Source organism: Thalassospira sp. ABL2_045 (genome assembly GCF_056161285.1).
In genome coordinates this window covers 18,095-30,417 of the sequence record NZ_JBSWYV010000023.1, presented here as the reverse complement: position 1 = coordinate 30,417, position 12,323 = coordinate 18,095, and the positions used below count along the sequence as shown (strand labels likewise).

Genomic DNA, 12,323 nt, shown 5'->3' with positions numbered 1-12,323 from the left:
CACCGTGAACGGGTGGTGGCCACCACCCGTTCAAACAAAAGAGGCAGAAGGATCATAACAAATCCTTCTGCCTCTCAATGTATAAGCCCGGCGATCCGCCGGGCTTTGATCTTTTGGCCGTGATTGGTTGCGATCAGGCTTCCCAGCCCAACTGCATGGCAATCTTGACCGCTTGTGTTCGGTTGGCTGCACCAAGCTTCTTGAAAATGCCCGTCAAGTGCACCTTAACGGTGATCTCACGAACCGTCAGCTGTTTGGCGATTTCCTTGTTTGACAAGCCTTTGGTCAGAAGACCAAGAACTTCACGTTCACGGTTGGTCAACTGACGCAGGGGATTGTCGGGTGCGAGACCTTCTAGATCAATTTCGCCCGGGCGAAATTGCGTGCCATCGTCTTCAAGCAATGCGGACGGAATGTATTTTTCGCCCGACAGGATCAAGCGCAGAGCGTTGATCAGGGATTTGCCTGAAAGCGTCTTGGGCAGGTAGCCAGACGCACCATGTTCAAGCGCATTCAGAACGTCGCTCCGTTTGACTGAACCCGAAAGAATGACCACCGGAATTTCCGGGTGCTTCTGACGCATGACGGTCAAACCGGACAATCCATTCATGCCGGGCATGTTCAAATCAAGGATTGTCAAATCGACATTGCCTTCTCCGTCCACGACGGCAAGTGCTTCTGCGAAGTCTTTCGCCTGCGCGACTTCAACTTCCGGCGCTGCGAGTTTTAGGAAGGAAGTGATCCCGTCTCTGACGAGATCGTGATCGTCTGCTAGCAGGATGTTCATTTTTATGCCGTACCTGTTCTTGTCCAAAGCTCACTACAAAAAATGGGACGAGTGACCTCGGAAACGCGATCCGCAATAGCAATACGGTTTCGCGCGATTTTGATATTTTCAATCCAAGCGTCCCCCCCGGACGCGAGCGCAGCATTCAACAAAACCGTGCCCCTGTCAAACGGCAGGATAGTTTTTGATAGGCTTACCTGTCCAGGTGAATAGGTATCTTGACACAAGGGTAAGTGTTTTGCCGCATGTTGAATAGTATATCTGGAGGTCAGAAAGAACCGTGCGGTGCAAATTTACACGGTAATGGAGATGTTTTGCTGCACATCGTTTCGAGCTGTGACACCGTTTTGCGCGGATTCTTTGGTAGTGTCGACGATGTCACTGCTATCACTGGTTGCTCTTTGCAGGCTGGCCTGACGGAAGGCAGCCATATCGGCCCCTGACGGCGCATTGGGTGCAAGGGCTGCATTCTGCAACGTTGCGAGCGCACGATCCCGGTCTGCGGCACTGCCAGAAGTCGAAACACTTACGTCAACATGTCCGCCGATGGCGTATGCATTGCCGTCCGGACCGATCTGATAGGTATATTGCGGGGCAGAACCATAAGAACCTGCGGCGGCAGCATGCGCCTGTTCTTCCTGTCGAACAGCAGAATCCCGTGCACGCAGCTGATTAACCACGGCTTCCTCAGCCGGATCAAGGTCGCGGCCTGCAGAAACGCCATTCTGGTTGTTGTCGTTTTCCGCACTGGTCTCGCGCGCTTCGCGATACTCCGCACGGCTCACGCCACCTGCAACAGCCTGTGCTTCGGTCAAGGTACGCGGATCGACAATGCGTGTGCGGGATCCGTCGGACCCGGCACCGGCAATCGCGTAAGGAGAAGTGGATGTTGCGTTTGTGCTTTGGCGCTGGACTTCGACAGCTTCATATTCGGCCAAAACACGCCCATCAGCGGTTTGCGCGATTTCCCGAACATTCAGGATAACGCCCAGTCCGCCCCCATTCGGGTTGGCTATGGTTTGATCAACTGAAATCATGTGTCTCTACGTCGTAGTGCGCCTTGAAGCAACATGTGAACCAATCCGAAGATATCAGAAAAGCTTTCCGGAGTCTCGGGTTGTAACACCTTTGCGATTATCTGGTGTCTTGCGCCTCTGTTGTAAAGGTTGATGGCTTGCGCAATTGCACCCTTGCTGGTATCAGAATTCCCGAATTTTCCATGGGCGCGGCAAACGCCTTACAGTGCACTTTATTCAGGAATTTCGACACGCATGTCCGACTTTATCATTCCGGCCAATGAAAAGGTACTTGTCACCGGTGCTGCCGGTTTTATCGGTTCCCATCTTTGCCTGAAATTGCTGGAGCAAGGAGCGACTGTCGTCGGGCTCGATAACGTCAATGACTATTACGACGTTAACCTGAAAGAGGCACGCCTCGCACGTTTGGAAGGAAAGCCCGGTTACAAGTTTGTTCGCATGGACCTTGCAAACCGGGAAGGCATTGCCGATCTGTTCGCCACTGAAAAGCCGACCTACGTGGTTAATCTGGCAGCCCAGGCTGGGGTGCGTTATTCGATCGAAAATCCGCACGCTTATATTGATGTGAACCTTGTTGGTTTCACGAATATCCTTGAAGGATGCCGCCACAACAATGTGAAGCATCTGGTCTACGCATCAAGCAGTTCGGTCTATGGCATGAATACGGAAATGCCATTTTCCGTGCACCACAACGTTGACCATCCGATCAGCCTCTATGCGGCGTCCAAAAAGGCCAACGAACTGATGGCGCACACCTATAGCCATCTTTATCGCCTGCCGACGACAGGTCTGCGCTTTTTTACTGTGTATGGTCCCTGGGGGCGTCCGGACATGGCATTGTTCCTGTTCACCAAGGCAATCCTTGAAGGTAAACCGATCAATGTCTTTAACCAAGGCAAGATGCGCCGCGATTTCACCTATATCGATGACATCGTCGAAGGCGTCTATCGCTGCATCTCGACGGTTGCCCAGCCCAATCCGGACTGGAATTCGGCCAAACCTGATCCCGCAACCAGCTCTGCACCCTATCGGGTGTTTAACATCGGCAATAACAGTCCGGTCGAGCTGATGTACATGATCGAGACGATCGAAAAGGCGCTTGGCAAGACGGCCGAGAAAAACATGCTGCCGATGCAGGATGGGGACGTACCGGAAACCTATGCCGATGTCGATGCGCTGACCGATGCTGTTGGCTTCAAACCGGCCACCTCGATTGAAACCGGCATCGGCAACTTCGTAGAGTGGTATCGCGCTTTCTACGGCTAGAAAGCGCGTCTTGCCACAAAGGGTAAGGCAACGATCAAAAAATCAACGCCAAAGCATCTCGCATCATTCAAGGTGCGGGATTGCAACGATTGATCTGAAATGTATTTGGAAAATGGTGCTGCTGGGGAGATTTGAACTCCCGGCCTCTCCCTTACCAAGGGAGTGCTCTACCCCTGAGCTACAGCAGCCCGATAAACAGGCTGACCGGTGGGCAATGGTGCTGCTGGGGAGATTTGAACTCCCGGCCTCTCCCTTACCAAGGGAGTGCTCTACCCCTGAGCTACAGCAGCATGAGCCCTTGCGGTGCGGGCGGGTTATAGGCCACGTATCCGTAATTGGTCAAGCCTGAATTACGCGAAGTTTTTCGATTGTTTGCACATCACGGCTTTTCGCCCTGTTTTCGTCAAGATCGGCTGTAATTTTTCGCGTGCTGTTTTATAACGGGCCAATTGATCAACCCGGAAATTCAAACGGAACCGTGACGACACCATGACTGCCAAGAAATCTGATATGCGCCCGGCCGTGAACGAGGAACGTTTGCAGCGCGAAGCCGAAGCTTTGCGCGCCAATCTGGCCAAGCGCAAGCAACAGCAGCGCACGCGCAAGAGCGATCAAAACGGATCGGACAAGAACAAAAAAAGCGACGACTGATCTCAGTAGTTGTTTTTTCATCTCCACAATCGTCGGCACGCGCATCGTTTGGTTGATCTTGATGCTAACGGGCGGGTAAAACCGTGGGTGCTGAACGCGGTTGGGATTTTCGCAAAAACAGGGGTGACACTATGTCGGTAAGACCGGATCACTGGATACGCCAGATGGCGCAAGAAAAAGGCATGATCGAACCGTTCGTTGACGGTTTCAAACGCGACGGTGTGATTTCCTATGGTGTCAGCTCATATGGCTATGACGCCCGCGTTGCCGACGAGTTCAAGATTTTCACCAATGTCGACTCGGCTATTGTCGATCCCAAGGAATTTTCCGATGACGGGTTTGTCAATCGCAAGACCGATGTCTGTGTGATCCCGCCCAACAGCTTTGCGCTGGCGCGCACCGTCGAATATTTCCGCATCCCGCGTGACACGCTGGTGATCTGTCTGGGGAAATCGACCTATGCCCGTTGCGGCATCATCGTCAATGTCACGCCGCTTGAACCGGAATGGGAAGGGCATGTGACGCTTGAGTTTTCCAACACAACACCGCTTCCGGCGCGCATCTATGCCAATGAAGGGGCCTGTCAGTTCATTTTCCTCAATGCGGAAAGTGAATGCGAGACCTCCTATGCGGATCGCGCAGGGAAATATATGGGCCAAAAAGGTGTCACATTGCCGCGCCTGTGATAAAGGGATGGCACAAATCTGGTGGTGAGCTGCCAAGACACGCGTTCGCTGTGCCAAAGCGCACAGCACAAAGAGGACTGAATGGACAAGATCAAGATTTCCGGTGGTCGCCGGCTGCAGGGCAAAATTGCAATCGGCGGTGCCAAAAACGCGGCTTTGCCCTTGATGGCAGCGGCCCTTCTGACTGATGAAACGCTGACCCTTTCGAACCTGCCGCATCTGGCAGATATCACCTCGATGGCCAATCTTCTGGCCCAGCACGGTGTGGCGTTGCATCTGAACGGGCATGCACCCAATGGCGGACATAATGGCCGCGTTCTGGAAATGACCGCCAAGGAAATCACCTCGACCACTGCACCGTACGATCTGGTGCGCAAAATGCGCGCATCTGTTCTGGTGCTGGGCCCGATAGTTGCGCGCTGTGGTGTTGCGCGCGTGTCGTTGCCCGGTGGCTGCGCGATCGGTAACCGGCCGGTTGACCTACATCTTAAGGCGCTTGAGGCCATGGGTGCGGAAATCCATCTGACGGAGGGCTATATCGAAGCCCGCGCACCCGAGGGCCTCAAGGGCGGACACATCCTGTTCCCGCAGGTCTCTGTTGGGGCGACGGAAAACGCCCTGATGGCAGCTTCGCTTGCAGATGGTGTGGTTACGATTGGTAATGCCGCGCGCGAACCCGAGGTTTCCGACCTGGCCCACTGCCTTGTCGCCATGGGTGCCGAGATCGAAGGCATTGGCACCGACACCCTGAAAGTAACCGGCAAACCGCGTTTGCATGGCGCGGAATATTCCGTCGTGCCGGACCGGATTGAAACCGGCACCTATGCGATTGCCGCCGCCATCACCGGTGGCGAAATCGAGCTTACCGGCACGCGTCTTGAGCTTATCGACAGCCTTGTTGATGCGATGCGCGAAGCCGGTGTCGAGGTCGAAGAAACCGAAGACGGCATGAAGGTGCGCGGTAACCGCGCGACGCTTAAGGGCGTTGATGTCATGACCGAGCCCTATCCCGGCTTTCCGACCGATATGCAGGCGCAGTTCATGGCGCTGATGTCGGTTGCCAACGGTGCGTCCATGATCACCGAGACGATTTTTGAAAATCGCTTCATGCATGTGCCGGAACTGAGCCGCATGGGTGCTGATGTCAACGTCCATGGCCGTTCGGCGATTGTACGAGGCTCTGCGAAACTGTCGGGGGCCGAGGTTATGGCAACCGATCTGCGTGCGTCGGTTTCGATGGTGCTTGCGGGCTTGGCAGCCGAGGGTGAGACGGTTATTAACCGTGTTTACCATCTCGACCGTGGTTATGAGCGGCTTGAAGAAAAACTGAGCTCCTGCGGGGCGCAGATCGAACGTGTCCGGGTTCCGGCCTGATATCAAGGCGACCGGATAACTGAAAAACGCGTAAGGCGATTGATTGATGAGTGACGAAAAGCTGGTGCTTGCCCTGCCCAAGGGGCGCATTCTTGACGAGGTGATGCCACTGGTACGATCCGCCGGGATCGAACCCGAAGCGGCATTTGATGATCCGAAATCCCGTGCGCTTCGGTTCTCTACCAACCATCCGCATATCGATATCATTCGTGTGCGCAGCTTTGACGTCGCAACCTTCGTGGCCTTTGGCGCGGCCCATATCGGTGTCTGTGGCAATGATGTCCTGATGGAATTTGATTACCCGGATATCTATGCGCCGCTCGACCTCAATATCGGTCATTGCCGGATTGCTGTCGCCGAACCCGAAGAAATGATCGAAGGCGATGATCCGTCGCGATGGTCGCATGTTCGGGTCGCGACCAAATATCCCAACATCACGCGCACCCATTTCGCCAAGCGCGGCGTACAGGCCGAATGCATCAAGCTGAATGGTGCGATGGAACTCGCCCCAACACTTGGTCTGTGCCGCCGTATCGTTGACCTTGTCTCCACGGGCAATACGCTGAAGGCCAATGGTTTGCGTGAAATCGAACATGTTGCCGATGTAACATCGCGTCTGATCGTCAACCGTGCCGCGCTCAAAACCCGCCCGACCGAAATCCAGCCGTGGATTGACAGTTTCTCCGAGGTGCTCAATGACGCTTAAGCTTTCCATCACGGACAAAAGTTTCGAGGAAGATTTCGTCAAGCTTCTGGGCATGAAGCGGGAATCGGATGCCGATGTCGATACGGCTGTTGCCAACATCATTGCCGATGTCCGGTCGCGCGGTGACGAAGCCGTTTGTGAATATACCAACCGCTTTGACCGCCTGAACATCGATGCATCCGGTATGGTAGTGACTGCCGCCGAAGTGGACCTGGCCGTTGCCGATATTCATCCCGACCTTTTGAAATCGTTGGAACTGGCAGCAGAGCGCATTCGCGCCTACCACGACAAGCAGATGCCAGCGGATGAACGCTACACCGATGAAAGTGGTGTCGAGCTTGGCTGGCGCTGGCGGGCGGTGTCTGCCGCGGGCCTTTATGTGCCCGGTGGTTTGGCGTCCTATCCGTCATCGGTTCTGATGAATGCCATTCCGGCGAAGGTTGCCGGTGTGAAGCGCCTTGTCATGGTCGTGCCGACCCCGGATAACAAAATGAACCCGCTGGTTCTGGCCGCAGCCAGCATTGCTGGCGTTGACGAGATTTATCGGATTGGCGGTGCACAGGCCGTGGCAGCCCTTGCTTATGGGACGGAAACCATCAAGCCGGTCGACAAGATTGTCGGTCCGGGTAATGCGTTTGTCGCCGCTGCCAAGCGTCGTGTATTTGGCCAAGTCGGCATTGATATGATCGCCGGGCCGTCGGAAATCCTTGTCGTTGCGGATGGCAGCAATGATGCAAGCTGGGTAGCCGCCGATCTTCTGTCGCAGGCCGAGCATGACCCGGTGGCACAATCGATCCTGATTACCGATGACGCAGGCTTTGCTGATCAGGTGCAGGTAGCGATTGATGCGCATCTTGAAACGCTGCCGCGCGCAGAAATCGCAGGGGCAAGCTGGCGCGACTTTGGTGCAATTGTTTTGGTCGAAAATCTGTCGCAGGCTCCGGCCCTTGTGGATCGGATCGCGCCGGAACATCTGGAGCTGGCGGTAGACGACCCGGACGCACTGGCAGAAGACATTCACCATGCCGGTGCGATTTTCCTGGGCCGTTATACCCCCGAAGCCATTGGCGACTATGTTGCCGGGCCGAACCATGTCCTGCCAACGGCGCGTTCGGCGCGGTTCTCGTCCGGCCTTGGGGTTCTGGACTTCATCAAGCGGTCATCGCTGATCAAGTGCACACCCGAAAGTCTGGCAAAGATCGGCCCGGCTGCCATCGCCCTTGCAGAAAGCGAAGGTCTGCAGGCACATGGACTTTCGGTAGCGGTCCGCTCAAACCAGATGTAAGCTGTTGCGATGCAGCGTGTGAGGGGACCGGAGCGAGAGAGCCATGGCAGAAAACCAGTGTATTGCCGGTATCTATCTTGACGAGAAATACAAGGTACGGCGCCGTCCTGAGGTCGAGCACGAGCAGGCGGTGGCGATCTATGACCTGCTGGAAGAAAACCATTTCGAACCGGCAGGCGGGTTTGAAGGACCGTATTCGGTCCATATGCGCATCGAGGATAACCGCATCTATATGGATGTGCGTGGCGATGACGATACCGAAAACCTGACCACCATTCCCGTGCCGCTTTCGCCGTTTCGCCGGATCGTCAAAGACTATTTCATGATCTGCGAAAGCTATTATGACGCCATCAAAAAGGCCAGTGCGGCGCAGATCGAAACCATCGATATGGCGCGTCGCGGTCTTCACAACGAAGGCTCCGAACAGCTGCGTGAACTTTTGGCCGACAAGGTGACGATTGATGAAAATACGGCCCGTCGCCTGTTTACGCTGATTTGTGTCCTTCACATCCGGGGTTAAGGCACGGTGGCAGAAGAACTTCCCGGCTCGGTTCTTTTTGCCTGCAGCTACAATGCCGTGCGTTCGGTAATGGCTGCTGCCCTGATGCGTCACTATCACGGAACCCGCATCTATGTTGAAAGTTGTGGGGTGCGTGCTGGCGACCTTGATGGGTTTGCCGTGACAGTGATGGAGGAAATCGGTCTTGATATTTCCTCATACAATTCAAAAACCTTTGATCAGCTTGAAGACGGCTTCTTTGATCTGATCATCACCATGTCCCCGGAAGCCCAGCACCGCGCGGTTGAAATGACCCGCACCATGGCCTGTGATGTGGAATTCTGGAACACCTTTGATGCCACGATTGTCGAAGGTTCGCGTGAAACCCGTCTTGAAGCCTATCGTCAGGTGCGTGATCAGATCAAAAAACGCATCCTCGATCGTTTCCCGATTGGTCCGGCACCAAACGTTTGACCGCGCGGGTTAGTCTGAACCGGCAAGCGCATCGAACGCGACACCGTCCAAAACATAGATTTTCTCATCATCGGCATGCCGCATGCCAAGCTTCTCATAAAACCGCTGGCCAATCATGTTTTCCGCATCGACCGACAGGCGGATATAGGACTTTCCGCTTGCATAGGCGTGCTTGGCAACGGCCCCGACCAAACGCTTGGCAAAGCCGCCACCGCGATGGCTTGGGGCGACGTAAAGGTCCTGAATATAAAGCCCGGCCCGTCCGCGAAATGTCGAATAGCTCGCGAAAAACAGGCACATGGCCACCGGCGTGTCATCGGCAATGGCAATCAGGGCATCAAATGCGCGATCTTCGCCAAAGCCATCCCGTGCCAGATCATCGGGCGAACTGGCAATTTTGTCCGCGCATCCTGTGGCCTTGCCGATCTCGCAAATCATGGCATGGAGTGCCGGTGCGTCAGAACGTTCTGCAAGGCGTATTTCAGTGGTATGAGGAGTGGTCATGTGGTGGCTTTCACAAGAAGTCAGGATCAACCCGCATCTTAAGGGGCAAGTCGGCATTGGGAAAGGGCGGCGCCAGTGTTGTTTTACCTGATCTGTTTCAGGTCGAATTGGTGACGCAGTAACCACGCTATTCGTTTAACGCAGTGCTGTAACGCCCTGCTTTGGACGTGAAAGGACTTGACCTTTTGCCCGGTTCAGAGCAGTTTGCGGCCCACCGGTATTTTGATATTGCAATACGAAAGCTAGGAGTCACATGGCTAAAGAAGACGTTATCGAGTTTCAGGGCACCGTCGTTGAACTTCTGCCCAATGCGATGTTTCGCGTGAAGCTGGACAATGACCACGAAATCCTTGCCCACACCTCGGGCAAAATGCGCAAGAACCGTATCCGTGTTCTCGCAGGTGACCGTGTCAGCGTCGAAATGACCCCTTATGACCTGACCAAAGGTCGTATCACCTTCCGTTTCAAGTAATCTGAAACCAAGACCACGCGCAAATTGACCTTGTCTGGCGGGGCGTTTACCTTTGCCGTCAGGGTGCATTTTGCTGCCTGCTTGTAAATGTGAGTATTCGTCACATTTGGATTGAAACGGTCTGGGAACGGATATCCGGGAGCCGCATCTTGTCGAAACTGATACTGGCATCTGCATCGCCGCGCCGTCTTGAGCTGCTTGCGCAGATCGGAATTGTGCCAGATCAGGTCGTTCCCGCAGATATCGATGAAACGCCCCATTCGGATGAAAGCCCACGCCGCCTGGCCCTTCGCCTTGCGGAGGAAAAAGCCCGTGCCGTTGCCAAAAGCAATGGCGGGGCTTTTGTGCTTGCGGCGGATACAGTGGTTGCGTGCGGCCGACGTGCGCTTGGCAAGGCCGAAGATATTGACGAAGCGCGCAAGTTCCTCACCCTCCTGTCCGGGCGACGCCACCGTGTGTATGGCGGCATGTGCGTGATTGCGCCTGATGGCACAGAACGCTCGCGCGTGATTGAGACACAGGTGAAATTCCGCACCCTCGGGCAGGACGACCTCAACCGCTATCTGTCCCATGATGAGTGGCAGGGCAAGGCAGGGGCTTATGCCATCCAGGGCTTTGCCGCGACCTTTGTGAAGGCCATTTCGGGATCCTATTCCAACGTCGTCGGACTGTCGCTGTGCGAGGTGGATGGTCTTCTGCGCGGCCTTGGCTACAGCCCCAAAGAGGTTTGATCATGGCAGTTGGCGGCACCCATCACTCCCGCCTGCTGATTGACGCTGTCGCGCTTGAGCGCCGGGTTGCCCTGATCGAAAATGATCGTCTGAGCCGCCTGTGGATTGATCGCGGTGGCCCCGCACGTTTTGACATCCATCTTGGCCGTGTTTCCAAACTGATGCCGGAAATGGCTGCGGCGATGGTCGCTCTTGATGGCATCCCTGACGGACTTCTCCCCTTTGATCGCCATAATGGCCCACTGCATGAAGGGCAGTGGGTTCTGGTACAGATTTCGCGCCTTGGTTTTGAGGATAAAGGGGTGAAGCTTACCGGCCGGATCGCGATCGAAGGTGTTGGTATGATCCTGCGCCCTGCCGCAAACCATATCGAACTGCCGCGCAAGCTCAAGGATGAGAAACGCCGCACCGAACTGCAGGATTTGCTGAGTTCTTTGCAAGCGGATGAAGACGGCATCATGTTACGTTCCGTCGCACTCGACTGGACGCTTGATGCGATCAGCGCTGAATACAAACTTCTGAAAGCGCAATGGCAAAAGGCCCAGAAGGCCCTGTATGAGGGGTCCAAGCCCAAATTGGTCAGCAAGGCCCAGTCGGAAACCGATCAGGTCATAGAACGCCATCTGATGGCCGGCGGCGAATGCATCGTGGATGGTACTGATGAATTCGTGCGGTTGCGCGGATTGCCGACCATGCTGGGGAAACCCGATGATGGTCTTTCACGTCATGTCGGAAGCCGTCTGCTGTTTGACGATCAGGATGTTGAGGACGAAATAGCTGCCGCTTTGGCCCCGCGTGTTGAGCTGCAAGGCGGTGGCTGGATCGCGATGGATATGGCAACTGCCCTTTGCGCGATTGATGTCAATGCCGCCGGGGCAGAGGCTGGCCGTGATAGTGAAGCCCGCGCGGTCGAGGTTAACCTGCGTGCCGCAAAAGAGATCGTGCATCAAATCCGGTTGCGCAATATTGGCGGTCTTGTGGTGATTGACCCGCTTCGCATGAAATCACGCGCCGGGCGCGACAAATTCGATGCGGCAATTCGGGACGCCTTTGGCCGCGAACTGGATGGTGCGGTTCAGATTGGCGGCTTCACGCGATTGGGTCTTTATGAATTCAGTCGTCAGCGCGCGGGCGAATCGCTTCACGCGGTCCTGTTTGCCAAACTGGAACAATTCCCGCTTTTGCCAGAGGCAGCGCTGAATTCAGTGTTGCGCGCTGTTGTGGTGCAAAGTCGAAATGGAATGGCGGGCGCGGTCAATCTATCGGTCAGCCCCGGGATGTCAACGGTCCTTGCCAACAGGGCCAATGCGATCCAGATTCTGACAAATGCGTTTGGGGCTATGCCGAAAATTATTGCGGACCCGGCCCTTGAAAACGATGCCTATCGGTTGGAGAAAAACGAGCATGAGTGAGAAAAAGACAACGAAAACAGTCAGCTCCGACTGCGTGGTTTGTGGTAAACCGGTTGATGAAAAATACAAGCCGTTTTGCTCGAAACGCTGTGCGGATCGTGACCTTGGCAAATGGATGAACGAAAGCTACGCCATCCCCGCCAGCGAGCCGCCAGAGTATCTCGAAGACCTTGAAGATGAAGAAGAATTTTAACGCCAAGCGGGATCACAAAAAAAATGCGATTTGAGGCTGGACAAGCCCCAAAGGAGTTTGTATAACCCCGCTCGTTCCGCAGGGAACACTCCGGAAACGGAGACGAAAGTCGGATTTGCCCAGGTAGCTCAGTTGGTAGAGCAGTGGACTGAAAATCCGCGTGTCGGTGGTTCGAGTCCGCCCCTGGGCACCATCTTTCGGTAGCCAAAAAACCCGGCCTTCTGGCCGGGTTTTTTGTTTTTCAGC

15 protein-coding genes and 3 tRNA genes are annotated in these 12,323 nt (G+C 55.1%); 13 read left to right on the top strand and 5 right to left on the bottom strand.

The features are described 5' to 3' along the window. Positions 1–133: 133 nt before the first annotated feature. Positions 134–787, bottom strand: coding sequence for a response regulator (locus ACXAIA_RS20470; protein WP_475350985.1), 654 nt, complete (start codon positions 785–787; stop codon positions 134–136). 293 nt (positions 788–1,080) lie between these two features. Further along, positions 1,081–1,824, bottom strand: coding sequence for a putative metalloprotease CJM1_0395 family protein (locus ACXAIA_RS20465; protein ID WP_475350984.1), 744 nt, complete (start codon positions 1,822–1,824; stop codon positions 1,081–1,083). Positions 1,825–2,058: 234 nt separating this feature from the next. Here ACXAIA_RS20465 and ACXAIA_RS20460 point away from each other — a divergent pair, with 234 nt between their 5' ends. After that, complete coding sequence (locus tag ACXAIA_RS20460) at positions 2,059–3,090, top strand: NAD-dependent epimerase (protein WP_475350983.1); 1,032 nt, start codon at positions 2,059–2,061, stop codon at positions 3,088–3,090. Positions 3,091–3,203: 113 nt separating this feature from the next. On the opposite strand, the gene ACXAIA_RS20455 is transcribed toward ACXAIA_RS20460, so the two are convergent. Then, positions 3,204–3,278: transfer RNA gene (locus tag ACXAIA_RS20455), tRNA-Thr, on the bottom strand. A 27-nt stretch (positions 3,279–3,305) separates the two neighbouring features. After that, a tRNA-Thr gene (locus tag ACXAIA_RS20450) sits at positions 3,306–3,380 on the bottom strand. 199 nt (positions 3,381–3,579) lie between these two features. On the opposite strand from ACXAIA_RS20450, the gene ACXAIA_RS20445 reads away from it, so the two are divergent. From ACXAIA_RS20445 to ACXAIA_RS20415, 7 genes are all read left to right on the top strand, one after another. Next, entirely contained in the window at positions 3,580–3,741 is a 162-nt protein-coding gene (locus ACXAIA_RS20445; RefSeq protein WP_475350982.1) for a hypothetical protein, read from the top strand. Positions 3,742–3,872: 131 nt separating this feature from the next. Then, positions 3,873–4,427, top strand: a complete 555-nt coding sequence (dcd, locus tag ACXAIA_RS20440; RefSeq protein ID WP_475350981.1) for a dCTP deaminase — start codon at positions 3,873–3,875, stop codon at positions 4,425–4,427. 81 nt (positions 4,428–4,508) lie between these two features. After that, positions 4,509–5,801: a UDP-N-acetylglucosamine 1-carboxyvinyltransferase gene (murA, locus tag ACXAIA_RS20435; protein WP_475346828.1), complete on the top strand. Its 1,293-nt coding sequence runs from the start codon at positions 4,509–4,511 to the stop codon at positions 5,799–5,801. A gap of 46 nt (positions 5,802–5,847) precedes the next feature. Beyond that, positions 5,848–6,507: an ATP phosphoribosyltransferase gene (gene hisG, locus ACXAIA_RS20430; protein WP_475350980.1), complete on the top strand. Its 660-nt coding sequence runs from the start codon at positions 5,848–5,850 to the stop codon at positions 6,505–6,507. After that, entirely contained in the window at positions 6,497–7,792 is a 1,296-nt protein-coding gene (gene hisD / locus ACXAIA_RS20425; RefSeq protein ID WP_475350979.1) for a histidinol dehydrogenase, read from the top strand. The genes hisG and hisD overlap by 11 nt, the downstream gene beginning before the upstream one ends. Positions 7,793–7,835: 43 nt before the next feature. Beyond that, positions 7,836–8,312, top strand: a complete 477-nt coding sequence (locus ACXAIA_RS20420; protein ID WP_044828074.1) for a UPF0262 family protein — start codon at positions 7,836–7,838, stop codon at positions 8,310–8,312. A 6-nt stretch (positions 8,313–8,318) separates the two neighbouring features. Continuing rightward, positions 8,319–8,765 carry an arsenate reductase ArsC gene (locus tag ACXAIA_RS20415; RefSeq protein WP_475350978.1) on the top strand — a complete coding sequence of 149 codons (447 nt, stop codon included), beginning with the start codon at positions 8,319–8,321 and terminating at the stop codon, positions 8,763–8,765. A 9-nt stretch (positions 8,766–8,774) separates the two neighbouring features. Here ACXAIA_RS20415 and ACXAIA_RS20410 read toward each other — a convergent pair whose 3' ends face one another. Beyond that, the gene (locus ACXAIA_RS20410) at positions 8,775–9,269 is read right to left on the bottom strand and encodes an N-acetyltransferase family protein (protein WP_475350977.1); all 495 of its coding nucleotides are present in this window, start codon (positions 9,267–9,269) and stop codon (positions 8,775–8,777) included. Between the two features lie 253 nt (positions 9,270–9,522). Between ACXAIA_RS20410 and infA the strand changes: the two genes are divergently transcribed. The 5 genes from infA to ACXAIA_RS20385 all read left to right on the top strand — a co-directional run bounded on the left by infA (position 9,523) and on the right by ACXAIA_RS20385 (position 12,270). After that, a complete protein-coding gene (gene infA, locus ACXAIA_RS20405; RefSeq protein ID WP_007092059.1) occupies positions 9,523–9,741 on the top strand; it encodes a translation initiation factor IF-1 in 219 nt (72 codons plus the stop codon). A gap of 149 nt (positions 9,742–9,890) precedes the next feature. Further along, positions 9,891–10,472 (top strand): Maf family protein, encoded by a 582-nt coding sequence (locus tag ACXAIA_RS20400; RefSeq protein ID WP_475350976.1) that lies wholly within the window; start codon positions 9,891–9,893, stop codon positions 10,470–10,472. Positions 10,473–10,474: 2 nt separating this feature from the next. Next, a complete protein-coding gene (locus ACXAIA_RS20395) occupies positions 10,475–11,884 on the top strand; it encodes a ribonuclease E/G (RefSeq protein ID WP_475350975.1) in 1,410 nt (469 codons plus the stop codon). Further along, on the top strand, positions 11,877–12,077 hold the full coding sequence (locus tag ACXAIA_RS20390; RefSeq protein ID WP_475350974.1) for a DNA gyrase inhibitor YacG: 201 nt from the start codon (positions 11,877–11,879) through the stop codon (positions 12,075–12,077). The genes ACXAIA_RS20395 and ACXAIA_RS20390 overlap by 8 nt, the downstream gene beginning before the upstream one ends. A gap of 117 nt (positions 12,078–12,194) precedes the next feature. After that, positions 12,195–12,270: transfer RNA gene (locus tag ACXAIA_RS20385), tRNA-Phe, on the top strand. Positions 12,271–12,323 lie beyond the last annotated feature (53 nt).

Coding starts and splice junctions, on each gene's coding strand:
- ACXAIA_RS20460 (WP_475350983.1), top strand. CDS start 2,059: ATGTCCGACTTTATCATTCCGGCCAATGAAAAGGTACTTGTCACCGGT.
- ACXAIA_RS20465 (WP_475350984.1), bottom strand. CDS start 1,824: ATGATTTCAGTTGATCAAACCATAGCCAACCCGAATGGGGGCGGACTG.
- dcd (WP_475350981.1), top strand. CDS start 3,873: ATGTCGGTAAGACCGGATCACTGGATACGCCAGATGGCGCAAGAAAAA.
- hisG (WP_475350980.1), top strand. CDS start 5,848: ATGAGTGACGAAAAGCTGGTGCTTGCCCTGCCCAAGGGGCGCATTCTT.
- hisD (WP_475350979.1), top strand. CDS start 6,497: ATGACGCTTAAGCTTTCCATCACGGACAAAAGTTTCGAGGAAGATTTC.
- ACXAIA_RS20410 (WP_475350977.1), bottom strand. CDS start 9,269: ATGACCACTCCTCATACCACTGAAATACGCCTTGCAGAACGTTCTGAC.
- ACXAIA_RS20470 (WP_475350985.1), bottom strand. CDS start 787: ATGAACATCCTGCTAGCAGACGATCACGATCTCGTCAGAGACGGGATC.
- ACXAIA_RS20445 (WP_475350982.1), top strand. CDS start 3,580: ATGACTGCCAAGAAATCTGATATGCGCCCGGCCGTGAACGAGGAACGT.
- ACXAIA_RS20390 (WP_475350974.1), top strand. CDS start 11,877: ATGAGTGAGAAAAAGACAACGAAAACAGTCAGCTCCGACTGCGTGGTT.
- murA (WP_475346828.1), top strand. CDS start 4,509: ATGGACAAGATCAAGATTTCCGGTGGTCGCCGGCTGCAGGGCAAAATT.
- infA (WP_007092059.1), top strand. CDS start 9,523: ATGGCTAAAGAAGACGTTATCGAGTTTCAGGGCACCGTCGTTGAACTT.
- ACXAIA_RS20395 (WP_475350975.1), top strand. CDS start 10,475: ATGGCAGTTGGCGGCACCCATCACTCCCGCCTGCTGATTGACGCTGTC.
- ACXAIA_RS20420 (WP_044828074.1), top strand. CDS start 7,836: ATGGCAGAAAACCAGTGTATTGCCGGTATCTATCTTGACGAGAAATAC.